Origin of the sequence: Sporosarcina jiandibaonis (assembly GCF_013184495.1) — a bacterium.
GTDB classification, from domain to species: Bacteria; Bacillota; Bacilli; order Bacillales_A; family Planococcaceae; genus Sporosarcina; species Sporosarcina jiandibaonis.
This window is the reverse complement of record NZ_JAAOIY010000008.1, coordinates 81,882-99,094: the sequence shown is the minus strand read 5'-3', so window position 1 is coordinate 99,094 and position 17,213 is coordinate 81,882. Positions and strand designations below refer to the sequence as shown.

At 39.2% G+C, this 17,213-nt stretch carries 20 protein-coding genes and 1 riboswitch; of the genes, 8 read left to right on the top strand and 12 right to left on the bottom strand.

The window, feature by feature from the left end:
* The first annotated feature begins 31 nt into the window (after positions 1–31).
* The gene (locus G8782_RS16925) at positions 32–760 is read left to right on the top strand and encodes a tryptophan-rich sensory protein (RefSeq protein ID WP_172373396.1); all 729 of its coding nucleotides are present in this window, start codon (positions 32–34) and stop codon (positions 758–760) included.
* Positions 761–795: 35 nt separating this feature from the next.
* On the opposite strand, the gene thiT is transcribed toward G8782_RS16925, so the two are convergent.
* Entirely contained in the window at positions 796–1,356 is a 561-nt protein-coding gene (thiT, locus tag G8782_RS16920; RefSeq protein WP_172373394.1) for an energy-coupled thiamine transporter ThiT, read from the bottom strand.
* A gap of 118 nt (positions 1,357–1,474) precedes the next feature.
* A riboswitch (TPP riboswitch) is annotated at positions 1,475–1,576 on the bottom strand.
* Positions 1,577–1,659: 83 nt separating this feature from the next.
* On the opposite strand from thiT, the gene G8782_RS16915 reads away from it, so the two are divergent.
* Positions 1,660–2,001, top strand: a complete 342-nt coding sequence (locus G8782_RS16915) for a magnetosome magnetite crystal formation protein family (protein WP_172373390.1) — start codon at positions 1,660–1,662, stop codon at positions 1,999–2,001.
* A gap of 120 nt (positions 2,002–2,121) precedes the next feature.
* A complete protein-coding gene (gene map / locus G8782_RS16910) occupies positions 2,122–2,868 on the top strand; it encodes a type I methionyl aminopeptidase (protein ID WP_172373388.1) in 747 nt (248 codons plus the stop codon).
* Positions 2,869–2,926: 58 nt separating this feature from the next.
* On the opposite strand, the gene G8782_RS16905 is transcribed toward map, so the two are convergent.
* The 4 genes from G8782_RS16905 to G8782_RS16890 form a co-directional block, all read right to left on the bottom strand.
* The gene (locus tag G8782_RS16905; RefSeq protein WP_172373386.1) at positions 2,927–4,072 is read right to left on the bottom strand and encodes a DEAD/DEAH box helicase; all 1,146 of its coding nucleotides are present in this window, start codon (positions 4,070–4,072) and stop codon (positions 2,927–2,929) included.
* A 106-nt stretch (positions 4,073–4,178) separates the two neighbouring features.
* On the bottom strand, positions 4,179–4,874 hold the full coding sequence (gene cuyB / locus G8782_RS16900) for a cysteate racemase (RefSeq protein ID WP_172373384.1): 696 nt from the start codon (positions 4,872–4,874) through the stop codon (positions 4,179–4,181).
* 38 nt (positions 4,875–4,912) lie between these two features.
* Positions 4,913–5,956, bottom strand: coding sequence for a lipid II:glycine glycyltransferase FemX (locus tag G8782_RS16895; RefSeq protein ID WP_172373382.1), 1,044 nt, complete (start codon positions 5,954–5,956; stop codon positions 4,913–4,915).
* Between the two features lie 50 nt (positions 5,957–6,006).
* A complete protein-coding gene (locus tag G8782_RS16890; RefSeq protein ID WP_172373373.1) occupies positions 6,007–7,227 on the bottom strand; it encodes a carboxylate--amine ligase in 1,221 nt (406 codons plus the stop codon).
* A gap of 238 nt (positions 7,228–7,465) precedes the next feature.
* Between G8782_RS16890 and G8782_RS16885 the strand changes: the two genes are divergently transcribed.
* Entirely contained in the window at positions 7,466–8,533 is a 1,068-nt protein-coding gene (locus G8782_RS16885; RefSeq protein ID WP_172373371.1) for an SDR family oxidoreductase, read from the top strand.
* Positions 8,534–8,621: 88 nt separating this feature from the next.
* Positions 8,622–8,798 carry a hypothetical protein gene (locus G8782_RS16880; RefSeq protein WP_172373369.1) on the top strand — a complete coding sequence of 59 codons (177 nt, stop codon included), beginning with the start codon at positions 8,622–8,624 and terminating at the stop codon, positions 8,796–8,798.
* A 40-nt stretch (positions 8,799–8,838) separates the two neighbouring features.
* Here G8782_RS16880 and G8782_RS16875 read toward each other — a convergent pair whose 3' ends face one another.
* Complete coding sequence (locus G8782_RS16875; RefSeq protein ID WP_172373367.1) at positions 8,839–9,708, bottom strand: YitT family protein; 870 nt, start codon at positions 9,706–9,708, stop codon at positions 8,839–8,841.
* Positions 9,709–9,852: 144 nt separating this feature from the next.
* Entirely contained in the window at positions 9,853–10,527 is a 675-nt protein-coding gene (locus tag G8782_RS16870; protein ID WP_172373365.1) for a hypothetical protein, read from the bottom strand.
* A gap of 124 nt (positions 10,528–10,651) precedes the next feature.
* On the opposite strand from G8782_RS16870, the gene G8782_RS16865 reads away from it, so the two are divergent.
* Entirely contained in the window at positions 10,652–11,575 is a 924-nt protein-coding gene (locus G8782_RS16865) for a S66 peptidase family protein (protein WP_172373363.1), read from the top strand.
* 613 nt (positions 11,576–12,188) lie between these two features.
* Here G8782_RS16865 and G8782_RS16860 read toward each other — a convergent pair.
* From G8782_RS16860 to G8782_RS16855, 3 genes are read right to left on the bottom strand one after another with little or no spacing between them, the layout of a single operon-like run.
* The gene (locus tag G8782_RS16860) at positions 12,189–12,638 is read right to left on the bottom strand and encodes a hypothetical protein (RefSeq protein ID WP_216667917.1); all 450 of its coding nucleotides are present in this window, start codon (positions 12,636–12,638) and stop codon (positions 12,189–12,191) included.
* Between the two features lie 12 nt (positions 12,639–12,650).
* A complete protein-coding gene (locus G8782_RS18420; RefSeq protein ID WP_216667916.1) occupies positions 12,651–12,803 on the bottom strand; it encodes a hypothetical protein in 153 nt (50 codons plus the stop codon).
* Between the two features lie 42 nt (positions 12,804–12,845).
* Positions 12,846–13,262 (bottom strand): SCO family protein, encoded by a 417-nt coding sequence (locus tag G8782_RS16855; RefSeq protein WP_425505501.1) that lies wholly within the window; start codon positions 13,260–13,262, stop codon positions 12,846–12,848.
* 140 nt (positions 13,263–13,402) lie between these two features.
* Here G8782_RS16855 and G8782_RS16850 point away from each other — a divergent pair, with 140 nt between their 5' ends.
* Positions 13,403–14,212: a DUF2935 domain-containing protein gene (locus tag G8782_RS16850; protein ID WP_172373361.1), complete on the top strand. Its 810-nt coding sequence runs from the start codon at positions 13,403–13,405 to the stop codon at positions 14,210–14,212.
* 82 nt (positions 14,213–14,294) lie between these two features.
* Here G8782_RS16850 and G8782_RS16845 read toward each other — a convergent pair whose 3' ends face one another.
* Positions 14,295–14,981 carry an RluA family pseudouridine synthase gene (locus G8782_RS16845; protein ID WP_172373359.1) on the bottom strand — a complete coding sequence of 229 codons (687 nt, stop codon included), beginning with the start codon at positions 14,979–14,981 and terminating at the stop codon, positions 14,295–14,297.
* A gap of 140 nt (positions 14,982–15,121) precedes the next feature.
* Positions 15,122–16,228: a signal peptidase I gene (locus tag G8782_RS16840; protein ID WP_172373357.1), complete on the bottom strand. Its 1,107-nt coding sequence runs from the start codon at positions 16,226–16,228 to the stop codon at positions 15,122–15,124.
* A gap of 259 nt (positions 16,229–16,487) precedes the next feature.
* Here G8782_RS16840 and G8782_RS16835 point away from each other — a divergent pair, with 259 nt between their 5' ends.
* The gene (locus G8782_RS16835) at positions 16,488–17,030 is read left to right on the top strand and encodes a DUF1102 domain-containing protein (RefSeq protein WP_172373355.1); all 543 of its coding nucleotides are present in this window, start codon (positions 16,488–16,490) and stop codon (positions 17,028–17,030) included.
* The last annotated feature ends 183 nt before the right edge of the window (positions 17,031–17,213 follow it).

Below are 17,213 nucleotides of genomic sequence, written 5' to 3'. Positions count from 1 at the left end.
CTGTATACTGATTAATTAGGAGGATTTTAACATGTCGCGAATAATTATGATGGTATTATCACTCATTGGCACGATTACTGTCTATGTCACATCTATCTTCATTCCTTTTAATGATGTAACGGCAGCAGAAATCATGAATCGTTTACCCATTCTGTTTACACCCGCTAGCTATGTTCTCGTTATTTGGGTGTTCATCTATATACTTCTTGGCGGTTGGATTTACAACTTTTGGCGTACACGAGACAATTATAGTCATTCAGTCTTGAACAAAAGAACTGTATTATTCATTTTTATTTCATTATTAAATATTGTTATGATTTATTCATGGCATTATGAGTTCTTCAACTTGGAATTTGCTGTCATGTTGACTATTCTGCTACTGACTGCAACCCTTTATTTTACGTACCCCAAGAGAAAGAATCATTTTTGGGATAGAGTTCCCATTTCATTATTATTTGGATGCAGCGTCATTTCCCTAATCGAACTAACCAATTATTTGCTTACCTTTCACGAGTGGAGCGGATGGGGGCTCAGTAATTCACTGTGGGCAGTCATCTATTTGACAATATCAACGGCAATTGCGCTTCACTTTATGTATCATTATCGAGATATTGCATTTAACTTGGTATTCATATGGGTATTTATCGGCATTGCGGTGAAAAACGGATTTGATGAGCTCTTTGTTTCCACGGCTGCCCTATTCCTGACGTTTGTTATTGGGGCTGGCTTGTATTTACTAAAACCTTCACATAAAAAATAACCTTTCCTCCCATCTTTGGGACGAAAGGTTATTTTTTATGCGCGTTTTAATAGTCTTGGTGCTGTCGTGAATAACAATACCGCTACAATTGCACATAATATTATGGATGGAATCATATAGCTTCCGTTGTATATGAGTGAATAAAGCCATGCTGGTTGACCTTCAGGTGCATACTCCCCGAAAAAGACAATTCCGCCGATAAAATGAATCAGGTAGCGAAGTAGTCCACCAACCACCGTTCCGATAATTATAGCTGCAGCCATACCGCCTTTGTTCTTTTGCGCGACATTTCTAATTAACCAAATGCCTGTTATAGCGGCTAAACCAACAAGCGTATACGCTAACGTATAATCGAGAAGAGCTTGCGCCCAATGAAACACTTTACCGCCTGATATTAATTGCAATAATCCGCTAATAAATCCAGTTAACATTCCGCCAGCCAGGCCCCATCTAAATGCCATGACGATGATCGGCAGCATAGAAAGCGTAATCGATCCGCCTTGAGGCATTTGAAAGACTGTCAACTGGTCAAGCACGAAGGAAAGCGCCCCTAATATAGCGATTTCCAATAATAATTGTAGTCTACCTCTGTCCAAAATAATCTTCTCCCTATTAGTTGATCGCAGGGACGCCGGATTGAAATAAAAAAAGACATCCCGGATAGAACGGGACATCTTTATTATGAGAGAAGCAAATTGCACTTCTTCTAATAAGGTCTGTTTCCATCCACATCCCTACGCAAGAATAATCTTACAGGTTCGAAGGGTCAAAACATATTGTTTTATCTCAGCCGAAAAGGCCCCCCTTGTGGTTTAACTTATTAAGTTTTCCTTGTCTATTGTATAATAGAAGCTATTTTATAGCAAGCTGACCTTATACGTTCAAGGAGGATGACCACGATGACAAATCAAAAACTACTAAGTTCCTTATGCTATTTTAGCGTATTCTTTTTTCCTTTATTGCTGCCGTTTGTCATCTATTTGGTTACAGATGAACAAGAAGTGAAAAATCATGCTAGACGCGCATTCATCTCCCATCTGATTCCTGTCATTCTTTTAATTGCTGGCATTATCATCTTTTCTCTTTCTATGTTTTCTTTTGAAAACAGAATGACTAGCATTCTTAGCGGAGGATTTGATTTTTGGAGTTTCGCGCCGTTTATTTTCACGCTGATTTATTCAGCATTATTTTTAGCCGTAATTATATGGAATGTTTTTCATGGTGTCAAACTGTTGAAATGAGTAGTTGTCTTCCCTATAATTCCTGCATACATTGTTAATGTATGCAGGCTTTTTTCTATCGTTTTTTGTGCTATAGTGTAGGATGGAAATAAACGTAGGCAAGAAAGGATTGTACAATATATGATTGCTAAAACAGAACAGGATTTTACGGGTTTGAAAAAAATCGGCAGAATCGTTGCTGAAATCAGAGATACGATGAAAAAAGCGACTGTTCCCGGTATGACGACGAAAGAATTAGACGAAATCGGCGGACGCCTCTTTAAAGAAAAAGGCGCAGTTTCTGCTCCGATCGCTGAATATGACTTCCCTGGATATACTTGCATTAGTGTCGATAATGAAGTCGCGCACGGCATTCCTGGATCACGTGTCATTAAAGATGGAGATATTGTAAACATAGACGTTTCGGGCTCTTGTGATGGATACTTTGCAGATACAGGTATTTCATTTGTCGTAGGGACACCTGATGAAAGAAAACAAAAATTATGCGATGTAGCGAAAGAAGCGTTCGACCGGGCGATGTTGCGCGTAAAAGCGGGTTCTAATTTGAGCGGCATCGGAAAAGCTGTCGAACGTGAAGCAAAACGAAACGGCTTGTCCGTTATTCGTAATTTAACAGGCCACGGGATCGGAAAATCGTTACACGAAGAACCACAACATATTCTAAACTATTTCGATGCTTGGGATAAAACATTGCTGAAAGAGGGAATGGTTTTAGCTGTTGAACCTTTCATCTCGGAAAAAGCCGAAAACATTGTTGAATTAGGTGATGGGTGGACATTTGTAACGCCTGACAACTCGCTGGTCGCGCAAATCGAACATACAATTATTGTCACGAAAGATAAACCAATTATTTTGACTGAAATCTAATAAAAAACAAAAAGTTGTCGATAAAAATCCTCCAAAGAGGATTTCGTCGACAACTTTTTTATTTCCTTCTATTTGTTGGTCTTCTAGGAATCGAAGAGACTTCCTGCAGTCTTCCATTCCGCCAAATCTTTTCTACTGGGCGATTTCCTCTTGTCAGCTTTCGGTAATCTCGTTCTTCGGCAGGTGTCAATAAGGAAAGCACTTCCCCGTCTGCACCCGCGCGTCCGGTTCTCCCAGAACGATGCACGTACTGCTCAATTGTATGAGGCGTATCAACGTGGATTACATGTGTCAGCCCTTCAATATCCAATCCACGAGCGGCCAGGTCCGTTGCTATTAAAATGGAAGCGTCTCCCTTACGAAAACTTTCAAGCGCGGTTTGACGATCCTGCGAACGCATATTGGAATGCAGGACGACAATCGGCGCTTTGTTGTAATTCAACTTCATATCTTTCATTCGAGCTTGGTCGATGTTGTTCAAGAAAGCGAGCGCTTGCATGCCTTTAACGTGAGAAAGTCCCCGCAGTATATCCGTCTTATCGCGCACCGTCGTTTTAATGTATGAATGCGTGATTGTGCCCGTCTTCGGCATATGTTCCGCTTCAAGATGGATGCGAAGCGGTTCGTTCATGAACTCGCTTGCCACCCGTTCGATTTCATCAGTAATCGTAGCAGAGACAACAACCACTTGACGGTCAGGATTTGCGCCATTAATCATATTTTTAATGATGACGCGATGTTCACGCGATAAGAGTATATCGCCTTCGTCCAGCACGATATGTCGAACTTCAAAAATCTTGAATTTTTTCGTTTGAATGAGCTCAGCAAGCCTGCCCGGTGTACCGACGACAATTGTCGGTTTCTTTTTTAATCGGTCAATTTGGCGTTTAGCATTCGCACCGCCGATCAATGGTGCGACTGTAATGTTCGTCCCGACAATCCATTCCCGAATGACATCGGTGATTTGTATCGCCAACTCTTGAGAAGGAGCAACAATCAGCCCCTGTGTTTGTTGTTTGCTGCCGTCCACCAAATGTAAAAGAGGTATCGTGTATGCAAGCGTTTTTCCAGTGCCGGTCGGAGATTGTGCAACGATATCCTTGCCGGCTAGTATTTCTGGAATCATTTTTTTCTGGATCGGCATTTCATTTTTAAACTTCCATTTCTCTTTAAATACATCGTCCATTTTTTCCACAAAAGACATCTTTATCCCTACTTTCAGACTGTTCTTACAAGTGTATCATAGACATTATGACTATCCATTAAAAAAACATTCAGAAGTTGCCCTCGCACACTTCTGAATGCTTCTTTTACTTTAATCGATATCCGCAAGCCGTTATTGCTGCTTCGGCTAGAACGAGAAGCGAATCGATGCATCCTTCAAGCTTTAATTCTTTACGCACGATTGACAGTTCCGTGCAGCCAAGAATTAGCACATCACAACCCGCTTCCTTCATCGCACGGCTAATCGTATTCCATTTTTCCGGATCTACAGGTTTACCTGCTTTAACATCGTCATAGATGAGCGACATGACGAGTGATTGGATATCGGAATCTGGCAATACAGGCGTCAATCCATACTTTTCACACGCGTCCTGGTAAACGCCTGAGGAAATTGTCCCTGTAGTCGCAAGAATCCCAACACGTTCCGCATTAATCTGTTTCGCCCGCTCGGCCGTTTCATCAATCATATTAATAATCGGCAAATCCGATTCTTTTTGAATTTGATCGTAAAAGGAATGCGCAGTATTGCACGGCATGATAAGCACTTCAGCTTGTGCAACACGAAGTCGGTTTGCATCAGAAATAATATACGGCACAGGATCATCCGTGCTTTCCCCCAAAATGAATGCGGTTCGATCAGGAATCTTCGTATTATTGGTGATGACCATATTTATATGTTCTTGATCTGTATCGGCATCTGTCATTCGAACAAGCATTTCGCCAATATACATCGTCGCCAATGGACCGACGCCGCCGATAATTCCCAAAGTTTTCTTTTCCATATCACTTCAAAACCTTTACTTTATGATTTCACCAACAACTATCTGCGACTTATTTTCTTCCGTAAGTTTTGGATTTTAGGGACCATAGTCTCCAACACATTGTACATAAACGGTTTATACACCTTATTAATCTCTCCGATGTACTGGGCAGGTTCATCTTTATCGCAAAAACTCTTTTTAAACATATATAACCCATCATTGTTCGATAGCTCGAAAACGCCGCCAAAGTCGTATTGCTCGGCGCCTGTTTCGATTCCCCATTTTATCATCTCGTAATTCATGAGGTGATTCGGATTCAAGTTACGCTTTATATTCGTACTGCCCGCATATAAGAAATATAATTTACCGTAATAATTAATCGTCAAGCCGGCTGCTAATATATCATCCTCATGCGTCGCGATATAGATTCTGCAATTTTCTCCAAAAGAATCTCGGATTTGCTTAAAATATTCAACCGATCTTGTTGATATTTTATTCCTCGCGGCCATTGTCATATAGGCGTCATGGAGGATTTCAATATCCTCGTCGCTTCGCGAATAACGAACTTCTACGCCCCTTCTAGCCGAACCGCGGATTGAGCTTCGACATCTTTTTGAAAATTTCATCATAATAGACTCTTCATCATGATCTTCTAAATAGAGAATCATATTTAATCTCGGTTGTATTAATTTGTCTTGGTCATCATCTTTTGAAATTAAACTAAATCCTTTATTTTTATATAAATTATACAATTCATCCGAATACGATACTTCCGGATCGAACTTCAACATAATTGCTTTGTTTTTTTTAGCGACTATATCGGCTTCTTTTAGTAGTTCTTCCACAAGTTCAATATCTGAAACATCGCAAACCGGTCCCCTCGGTGCATATAAAACCGAAAACCCACCAGGAAGTCGCTTGATCAATATTGAAAGCGCGGCAACAATTTCGCCATTTCTCTCTAGATAAACATGCTCGTTGCCCCAATCGTCTTTAACCTCGGACCATAAACGATCCTGAGTCACGGAACGATATTTGGAATTTCGAACAAAATCATCATATCTTTTCACGTCTTGCTTATTTGATTTATCAAGCAAAGCCATTTCGTTAAACCCTCCATTTTCTCGAATTAACTACAATCCGAGACATTACCTTACTCTTTCAACTTAAAATATTTTTCAAATCTACCATAATAATCTTTATAAAATGAATTTAATTTAAATCGACGAATAAACCCTAAATCCTTCGGGTAATAAAGCGTGCTTGAGGCTTCGCCTTTTTCAAATCGATCGATAACTTGTTTTTTCAAATCCTCATCCATCGTATACTTGATCAAAAGATCCTTTGGAACCGTATGCCATAGATGATTGTTCGTGCCGTATTCAGTTGGCGCAGGTCGGTCGTATACACGGTCTTCCACGAGGTATTTCGCCATATTATATCCATTTGCAGTTACAAAATAGCTACTGCGACCTTGACGGATATTCAATTCGAAAATTTTATACTTGCCGTCACGGCGGTCGTATTTCAAATCGATATTGGCATAGCCTCTGAATCCGATTTTCTCGAGGAAGTTTTTATATTTCGCATAAATCTCTTGGTTTTCCTCGCCAATAATTCCGACGTAGTTGCCTATTAAAATCGGGGTGTAATCTTCCAATATAACGCGACCCATACACATCATACGCACTTTCCCATGTTGATCGACATAAGCATTCAAGACACGCATTACTGTATCATTACCAGGTATATAATCTTGAACAATCAGCGAGTCTTCATATGTCGATGAATAAATATCGTTGATCGTCTTGGTGAAACTTTCTTTGTCATGTAGAACGTAAGCCTTTTTCTTTCCTTCAAACTGCGCATTGAAATAAGTCATGCTGTCTGACGGCTTTACGACGATTGGAAAATCGAATGGGAGCTCCATCTCAGGATCCATTCCCTTTTTGAAAATTAGCGTGTCCGGATAATCAAGTCCATGCTCCTCGCACATCTCATAAAACCGTTCCTTATAAACGACTTGATCCATCAGATCTTCGCTGATAAACGGCAGGATATAATGCGGTTCAAGCTCCGCTTTATGACGAATCGCGAGTTCAGCGTAGTTTTCGTTGCTGGCGATAACGAGCAGTTTTTCAGCACGGTTTTTCAACTCTTTATGTAGATCGAGCATGCTTTTAATGAAATACGCAGGTTCGTCCAATTTTTCATATATCTTTTTCTCAACAATCTTACTGTGCATCGTCGGCAAAATATGCCCCTTCGTTACGACGATGCTTTTAATTCCATATTGTTCGTGGAAGGCTCTTGCCATTCCATAAGCATTATCATCAGATCCCAGTATCACTGGCAGGAAATCTTCTTTTTTCAATAGTAACTCCTCATTTCTTAACAAGTGTCTTTATTTCAGGCACCCCGTAAAATGAAATTTATATAGCCGTTCATAACGGCTAAAATAAGAATACACACATGTCTAAATCTACGTGAAAAAAGGGACACTGTCAATTTAACGAGGTGTTTCTTATCTTTTCATCGGGATTTATGCGATAATCTAAAATAGAAATTAGATAAGGATTTATTTTTCGATCCAATTGATGGAGGCGTACGGTTTGACAATTTTTTTAACAGGCACAACAGGGTTTTTAGGCGGGAAACTGCTGACAAATCTTTTACAATCGACAACCCATAATTTATATGTGCTAGTCAGAGATATAGAGAAAGCTGAAAAGCTAGTTTCAACTCTCCCGGGTGACGCGGAAAATCGCATTACACTGCTCCGCGGGGATATTACAAAACCAAACTGCGGACTTAATGAAGATGAAATAAACGAGCTTGTGAATGAAGTTTCGATTTTTTATCATCTAGCCGCTCTTGTTAAATTCGATCAAGAATTACGAGATGAATTATTTTTGATTAATTACGAAGGTACGAAGCAAGCTCTTGAACTTGCTAAACGCCTGAATGTATCTAAATTCTTTTATATAAGTACCGCCTATACCGTAGGAAAGCATGCGCATGGAATTGAAGAACTTTACCCGATAGATGTAGCAGGTCATAATCCATACGAAGATAGCAAAGTTCAATCTGAACATCTTGCCTTCACTTATTCGAAAGACTTTGATGTATCGATTTTCCGTCCCTCAATTATTGTGGGCGACTCCGTTACAGGCGAGGCTGATTCAGAATTCACCTTATATGGCTTTATGCGTGCACTTGATGTATTTAAGCGCCGCATTGCAAGATCATCTGAAGAACCAGACAAAGTCTATCGTGTTCTCGGCAGTAAACATGCAACTTCGAATTTTGTGCCGGTCAATTACGTTGCAGATATTTTAGCGCTGGCTGAAAGAAAAGCAAAACCAAATACAATTTATAATATTACAAATCCAAACCCAGCGACAAATTACGAGATTTTAACGTTGATCAAAAATGCGCTTGATTTTGATAAATTGGAGATCATCGAGGATGCTGAAAACGCAAACCTCACACCTGAGGAAGTGCGGTTAAATGAGATGATTAGCGTATTTATCGACTATTTATCCCGTTCCTTCGACTTTAACGATGACAATACAGTCGAGTTGATTTCAGGGTCGGATATTGAGCACCTTCATATGCCAGAGGATACGTTAAAAATGATTATTAATGCTTATTTTGGCGTTCAAGATTGCAGCCAGTAACCATTCAGGATAAAACAACCAGTTTAATCTGGTCGGGATTGGGGAAAATAGAAAGAACAATCCTGAAAGTTGAATGGAGGCTTAACAGATGGATTTATCTAATAGTAAAAAGAATGAAAATGTCGAGATGGGCACTGACTGGGCTAAAAATGCCGAGGATGCCGCGAAAAGAGCTGAAGAACAAGTTTCTAAATTAAAAAAAGAAGCGCAACAACAGCTTAATGGCAGTAAAAGTTCTTACCACAACCCAACTGATGATAAATAGGCTAATCCAGTACTCACTTTAAAAATGAGTACTGGATTTTTTATGTTTTACTATTTAATTTATCTAATTGCGCTTTTGAAAACCCTCGACCAAGGATTTCGGATGCGTTCAAGAAAATCACGAATGAATCAGGCTCGACTTCTTGTAGCAGCTTTTTAAAATAGATTGCTTCCGATTGTTCAACGACACATAAAATCATTGTCTTTTCTTCATTCGAATATCCACCTATGGTCTTCACTTTCGTTAGCCCGCGATTAATTTCATTTTTAATAATGGATTGGATTTTTTCCTCTCTATCCGTAATGACAAGGATCAACTTTGTCGGCGATGTTTGCAACTGGACAAAATCGATTACTTTACTAGTGACATAAATAGACATCAGCGCATACAAAGCCAGTTCAAAGTTAAAAACAAACGCTGATGTCGCAACAACTAATCCATCCACGAGAAGTTGTGAAAATCCACTAGAAAGACCGGTAAACCTCTTCAACACCTGGGCAATTAATGCCGTGCCCCCCGTTGAACCGTTTCCGCGATACACAATGCCAAGTCCGACACCTAGCATAATCCCGCCGTAAATCGCACTCAATAATGGATTATCTACAGAAAGATTCATGCCTTGGGTAACCCATATCGTGAACGGAACGAATAAGGTTCCAACAAACGTTTTCACACTGAACTCCCTGCCAATAAACACAATGCCGACGATTAGTAAGGGGATATTGATAAGCCATTGCACATAAGCCGGATTGAATTGAAACACTTCATAAAGAATCGTACTAATACCTGAAATTCCCCCAGCCGCTAAACGTGCCGGCAAAAGGAATATATTAAACGCCAAACCGACTAACGCGGCACCGAAAATAATTTGTATATATTCAAATGCTAATGATTTTTTAAAAGTACGCATAATCGTAAATCTCCTTTCATACCCAACCTCCCTATTTTAACAAAAACCGAGCGGCTCGTCTGTAAAATTGTGAACTGTCCATCCAAACAAAAAAACATTGCCGCGACATAATAAAATGTCACAACAATGTATTTACATGTGAATTTAAAAATCTTCTTCACCCGTAGAATAAATTACATTCCAACTATCCGATTTGAATAAATCATCGCTCTTCACGCGCTCACCGTGTCCCAAGATCGCCTCATTGTCTACTAATGCGACGACCATCGCTTTAATGCCGTTATCCAAGTTAAGATAAATGTCGCCAACTGACGGCAATTTCGCCGCCTCTTCAACAGCTTTCTCTTCTAATTCGCGATCTGCTTCTAGTTGTTCCGCGGTCACAAGCGATGGATCTAAGTAATCAATCACTTTACTGTCAGGCGCTTCGCCGGGTTCCAGCACTAAAAACTCTTTCGGCTTAACCGTGTTATAAAGCGTCGTATACACCTTATCGCCAACAAGTTCGCCGACTTTTTCAAATTCGTTCAACGTATAATGATCTAACTGACCAGGGTCCGGATGCGTAATTAAGATATACCCATCCACTTTCGCCGGCTTGTCTTTTCGAAGCGTATAACGGACCCCTTGGAATATGAGCGAGTCCAAGTGTTGCGGCCGGTGCAGAGTGAGTTCGTCAGCTCTGCAATTCACCTGTTCCATGTCCTTAATCCGAAACAATTTAATGGATAATCTTGACAAAGGGCGAACAGAATAAACCTTATGCAATTCATTTTTATAATAGACAAATTGTCCTTTTCGTACTTGTAATAAATTCATACATAAAACCTCCAATGCTTTTATTACTGTTGTCATCATAGTATAAGATAACCATTCAAATGTCCAAGACGGCAAATTGATTTGCTACGAAAATTTATTCATCAAAAATTAGGAGGATTGAAAATTGGCGATAAAACCGCCCCGTTTACAAAAAGGGGATACTGTCGGAATCGTTACTTTAGGAAGTCCATTGGCAGCCGGCAGAATCAATGAAGGAATCGCGAAATTGAAAAGCATGGGCTATGAAGTCATCGTTGGTGAACATGTCTATTCCGCGAATGGATTTTTAGCAGCAACTCCTGAACAAATGGCATCAGATTTAATGAGTATGTTTGAAAACCAAAAAGTCAAATGGATCTTGCCCGCGCGCGGCGGTGTTGGAGTTGAAGGGATTCTTCCTTACTTGGATTTTTCAGTAATCGCCCAAAATCCGAAAATCATCTCGGGATATAGTGACATAACAATTCTGTTGAATGTGCTTTATGAGTATGCCCAGTTAATCACATTTCAAAGTCTTCTTCTAATCGATTTCAAATCAAATACGCCACAATATAACTTCAATCAATTCTTCAATGCGACTTCGACTGTGACTTCTCCTTGGCAAATTACCAATCCACCTGGCATGGCCTTGAGAAGTTTGGTGCCCGGAAATGTTTCAGGACCAATCGTCGGCGGAAATATTACGTCATTCTTAGGTACTTTAGGAACTCCATATGAGATTAATACGGACGGAAAAATTATCCTGCTTGAAGAAACCCATGAACCCGTCAATACCGTCTTCAGATATTTGAACCATCTTTTATTGGCTAAGAAGTTCGATCATTGTGCAGGAATAATAATTGGCGAATGCACGAATTGCCAACCCGCATACGGTATAAACTACAACGATTTGATAAATCAATTCTTTGTGCCATTGGGTAAACCACTAATGTCTAATCTAGCCACTGCTCACGGCAGATTCAAAGCAACGATACCGATCGGCGCGATGGTAAATATGAATACGTATAATCGAACATTAACAGTTATGGAGCCGACGGTAAGCCCTTGAGTTCAGCGTCCATAGATTGTCTTTTCATTCATATACTAGTAATAAAATGAAATGAGGAAAATCATGGAGGCACGTAAGGATTACATTCACGAGACTAAACATTGTACCTGTCCGCCGTGCAAACAAGTTCATTGTCGAAATGACCTTTGCGATACGGAATTTACAATTAGGTTAGAAGGTCTCGAAAATAGTCTTACCTACAGGCTGCTTTGGAATGAAGTTATTCTTAAGTTGGATAACGGAAATAAAATTCAAGGCACCCTGAACTTCGTCGGATACAATTTTGTGGAGATTATTAGCGGGGACCCCAGCGATGATAGACCGCATGAAAAAGGACAATCATCAATTATCTCGGTTAAAGATATAGATAAGATTGAATTAGTTTGTTTTTGATAGGAGGCTATTTTGCCAGTCTATATATATGACAAGTTAGACTATTATTTTCTATAAAAAAAGCCGTCTAGTGAAGATGGCTTTTTTGATTACAGTTATTTCAAATTCGCTTGCAAGTCGGGACCTCAGCGAACGAGGCGGCTCACCGTCCGCCCGAAACATAAAAACCGTGGACTTGAATAATGAATAGTTCAAGTACACAGTGAATTTCAGACCATTTTTACACACTCAATCGAATTTCCTCTTCTTTATTAAAAAAGGTAAGAATAAGTTCTTTTTTGGTTGTTTTCTTCATTTTTCCGAAATAAAAATTCTTACTTGTTCGAACTTCTACCCATACGCCTTTCCATGTTTGGAGATTTGTTTGAAGCGATTCCTCAAAGAACTGTCGAACGAGTTCCTCCCTTTTGGTTACCGTGTCGCCAAATTGAAGGACAAGTTTTTGCTGCAATTGATTGTCATAGATAAAGTGTTGCTGGGAGTCGGAGTAAGTGGGATAGCCAAAGGAGATTGTTGCAGATTCAATTGCTGCATAAGGAATCCAAATTCGCTTTTTCAAGTTCGTTACCATGACAAAGTCCCTTCCAATCGTAGAAACTTTCCCCTCAGTCATCACATTTGCTTCTTCATTACAGACAGAAGTAATGACTACTTGTTGGTTTCGCTTCATTTTAAAAAACTGTTACAACATCAGGGACTTCCGAAGTGTTTCATCTTGTGTGGTTACTCTAAAAAGGTTTTTCTGGTGAATATATTCTGTCAGAACTCTCGTTTCTTCCGATGAAACAGCACTTGTAGGCGATGAAAATGATGCAGGGAGTTCCTTTTCTTGCATGATGGGTATCCTCCAATAAAATAATGAGAAAATAAATCCGAATTATTTAATCAACGACTCCAGATGGTTTGCAATCTCTTCAATATTGACACGTTTCTTTCCTATAGCCATATCATGATGGGCTCTTATATAATCATTTGAATCGACAATGTACATGGATGTAGAGTGAGTGACAAAACCGTCTTCATTTTTTTCATAGTAGAAATTGAAATATCGTGTAAATTTTTTCGTTTCTTCTATTGATCCTCTTAAAAATAACCAGTTCGGATTCGAAATTTCAAATAGCTCTTTATAATGATTTATTCTCTCATCCGTATCATATTCAGGGTCCAATGTGACAGATAGGACAATATACCGGTCATCTGCGATGCCTTTTTCTCGCATTAGATTTTGCAACTCTTTTAAGTCCCACATTGTCGTGGGACAAATATCTGGACAATTCGTAAAGAAAAAAGATATTAGCTTCGGTTCATGCTCGTTGCTGATTTACAAGAGCATTTTCGTTATAAATTAGCGACATTGCTAGTTATACAAGTCGGTTGACCATAAATCGTGTCAATATATCAAACTCCGAATACTATAAGTATGGTGAATACTATATGGGGAGTGAACATTCGATTTCTACATTTGTAACCCGATCGTTGGAGGAAATTCGATTTTGGTCACGGATTATGAAAGAGCACGCATTCTTTTTAAGTCTCGGATTTACCGCGGATGATACAAAGTTAATTCAAGAGGCACATCAATACATTGCAATATTTGAACGGATTGAAGAACAAGTTAGTGAATATAACGAAAGAACAGACCCTGAAGTGATTAGAAATCTAAATATACAAGTTTATCAAGCAGCAGTTTCTATTTGGGCATTCAAAAGAAAAGTACTCGGGCTGATTTTGCATTGCCAAATTAATGGAAGTAACTTCCCTTTATTAGTTGACCATGTTAGCCGAGAAGCAGCGTATTTTGCTAAACGTTTAAGAGAATTGAATGAAGGTAAGATAAAACCTTTAGCCGATGCGATTATCGATGAAAATGTATTCTTCTTAAAAATAATGGCGGACCATTCAAAATTCATAGGCCACTTGTTAGATCCTTCTGAAAGAAAACTTGTCGATCAAGCACGCGAGTTCAGCAATGATTTCGACCAACTTCTTTACCAGGCACAAGATTTAGACAGTATGCGTCCGCAATCAGAAACAAAACCGCTTTACGATCAATTTCTTGATCAGAATCGCGTGTCTGTTGTGTCGTTACGAGATTTCAAGAAAACAGCTAGAGAGTTAATCGAGGAATGTAGAATAAAAAGCATCATCCACCCTCTTCTTGCTGACCATGTATTCCGTGAAGCAAGTCACTTCCTTGAAATTATCGATGCCTTTGATGCACATCTTAGCGAACAAAAGGCTTAACAGAATCTGACTAAAGATAATAGGCTGTCCCCATTCACCTTTAAGTGTCCGGGAACAGCCTATTATTTTGATGTTTTGTGATTTATTTCATCTGATGAGTTGTCCAGAGATTCCAAGGATACTCATTCGGCGGATGTGATTCGACTCGAATGATTTCTTTCGTAGTCGGATGTGGAAATTCGAGCACATTTGCCCATAAAGCGATTTGTTGTCCCGGCCGATTTACATGTTGGCCGTATTTTTGATCGCCGTAAAGTGGAGTTCCCGATTCGGATAATTGAACGCGAATTTGATGGGAACGGCCTGTATGGAGACGAACCGATACAAGGCTTAGCTGGTCCGAACTGCTGATTGTTTCATAGTCAAGAACAGCTTTTTTCGCTTCTTTATGATTAGCGGAAACAGCATGCACTTTATTTTTCTTCGTGTCTTTATATAAATAATGCTCTAACTTTGCCTTGTTTTTCTTCGGAACACCTCTTACTACTGCTAAATACTTCCGCTCAAGTTCATTTTTCCGTATGACATCCGATAATCGCGAAGCAGCTTTTGAAGTCTTTGCAAACACCATAACACCGCCTACTGGACGATCCAAACGGTGAACAAGTCCCAAGTAAACATTACCTGGTTTATTATACCGAACCTTTATATCTTCTTTTAATAGCGTCAGTAAATCTTTATCACGACTGTCGTCTCCTTGCACAGGAATATTGACAGGTTTTTCTACGACGAGTAAATGATTGTCTTCATATAGAATTGGGATTTTCATGGATGGTATTGCTCCTTTTAATTAACTCATATCTGTCCCATTGTAATGCAATCTTTGAGTTAAGCCAATTAAATAGGAAACAGTTCACTTTAATCAAAAACCGCGCTAGCAATTATAACGAGGGCGGTAATATTCTAACATCACGGTAAATTGCTCAGTAGTTTTCTTTTCTTTTTTCTAATAAACTTCATGATCCCCCTTCTCATTTTCCCATCAATCATCGGGTATATGATTAAGGGCAATCCGGGTACGAAAGATACCACTATAAGAGCTAACCAATAACTTTTCTCTGAAAGAAAATAGATAAATGTTGCTGGCAAGAATGGGTAAAATAAGCCTACTTGAATAGTTGATTCGTACATACCCGGTTTTCGGGCGGTTACTGTAAAGTTTGTTTCTAGTTGTTGGCCTTGTGAAAGATATATATTTTTATGGCTTGGCACAATCTGCTTGTCATTCGTTGTAATGGAACCGATTAACGGAATGAATGCTCCATTTTCAAGTTCTGATAATGGCTGTGTAACCTCATCACCAACTTGCAAAATACCAACATCGCTTCCCATCAAAACACCTCTGCCTTGTGCTGAGATTTCATAGATTAAGTTTAATGTTTGTCCCGAGGCAAGCATGGTCGCCCCCATTATAATGGCTATCGTTAATCCGCCCATTACATAGATGAGTTGTAATTCAATTCCTTTACTTTTTCTCGTTTTTTGTTTTTGTCCAGATTTTAATTCCCCAAATCCGATAAGTACAGCAAGAATCAATGCGAAAACAGGTAATAGATATGAATTGCTTAGATATTCTTCCATCCATAATGACAAGTACCCTATTTTAGGAATGACTATAGGTTTTTCTCCTATCGTTAATGCCCTACCTGCAATCCATTCCCGTTCAATCGGTCCAGAGCCGTCTTGTTGATCTGTTGTTTTATTTGCGTCCCCTTGTGTAATAAAGCCTGTATCCACATTCCCATCTACCACCCGGTGTGCTATCCACCCCTTCTCGGCTAGGCTCCCCTTCTTGGTTTCAAAAAATATAATATCTCTATTATGAACAATATCTTTTTCTTTCAGATTTTTTACGATGACCATATCGCCCCGTTCCCAAACGGGTGACATACTATTCGAGCGGATGACGGTTAATAAGACGGGTTCTTTTGTAATTGCGGATCCAACTGCTGCAATTAATGTACATAAAATAGCAATTGCTAATAGGATATTTAATATTCTTGTGAATAATTTCATGCAATCACTCCTCCCACGTCTATTTTATTACATCTCCGTGGAAGAATAAGCCCTCTAAAGTGGTATTAGTATGGAGAATTAGTATACCGACAGTAAACTAAAGTAGTAGAAGAGAGGATAAATAGTAGAAGTAAAAAGTAAACCAAAGTTTCTAAACTGCACACTTCAGAGTGAGGATAGCAAATAGCAGCCCACCTATACTTAAGGTAGTTCCAAATACGGCATAGCAGCCGAAAACAACTTAGGAGGAGATTTAGAAATGAAAATGAAAAAAGGATTATTAATGGTCGTATTACTACTCGCACTATCCAGCATTATGGCGGCAATGTCTTATACGTCAGCTACGGTAACAAGTGCTATGTCAGGGACAGTGAAGAGCACTGATGCATCACTTCTTGCACTTAAAGCCGGATCACACAAAGCAGCAACGATTGATAATGACATATTAAAAATTGATTTTAACAAAGGGAACGTAACAAGTATGCCGGTCAGCACTTATGGACTTCAAAAGCAGAGCGAATATGTTTGGAATGGATTGTTTTCCGTTGCTAACAACTCAGATAACGTCGTTAATGTAACGATTAAAACAGAAAATAATTTACCTGCTGGCGTTAAGTTGTATGTTAAAACTACAGGTGGATGGACTGAAATTAATAGTATTAATGGCCATACTCACTCAGGACTGCCTGTCGCATTTAAAACTAATGCCGGACACGAAGTTTCAGTTGATATAAAAGTAGTAGTTGGTAGCAATGCTAGCTTGGGTAATTTCGCTCCTAATCTTGTAGTTAGCGCTCAATAATTCCAATAAAATTGTAGTTTCACAACAGTTCTAAGAGAATTCTTAGAGCTGTTTTTCTTTGATTTGATTGCTAGATAAGTAAAGTTAAGGACAAAACGACAAAATATTTGGTTTTATCACAAAAGTAGAACCTAAACAACCGCGCAATTTGACGAATTATTCTCAATTGCATGGTTATACTGT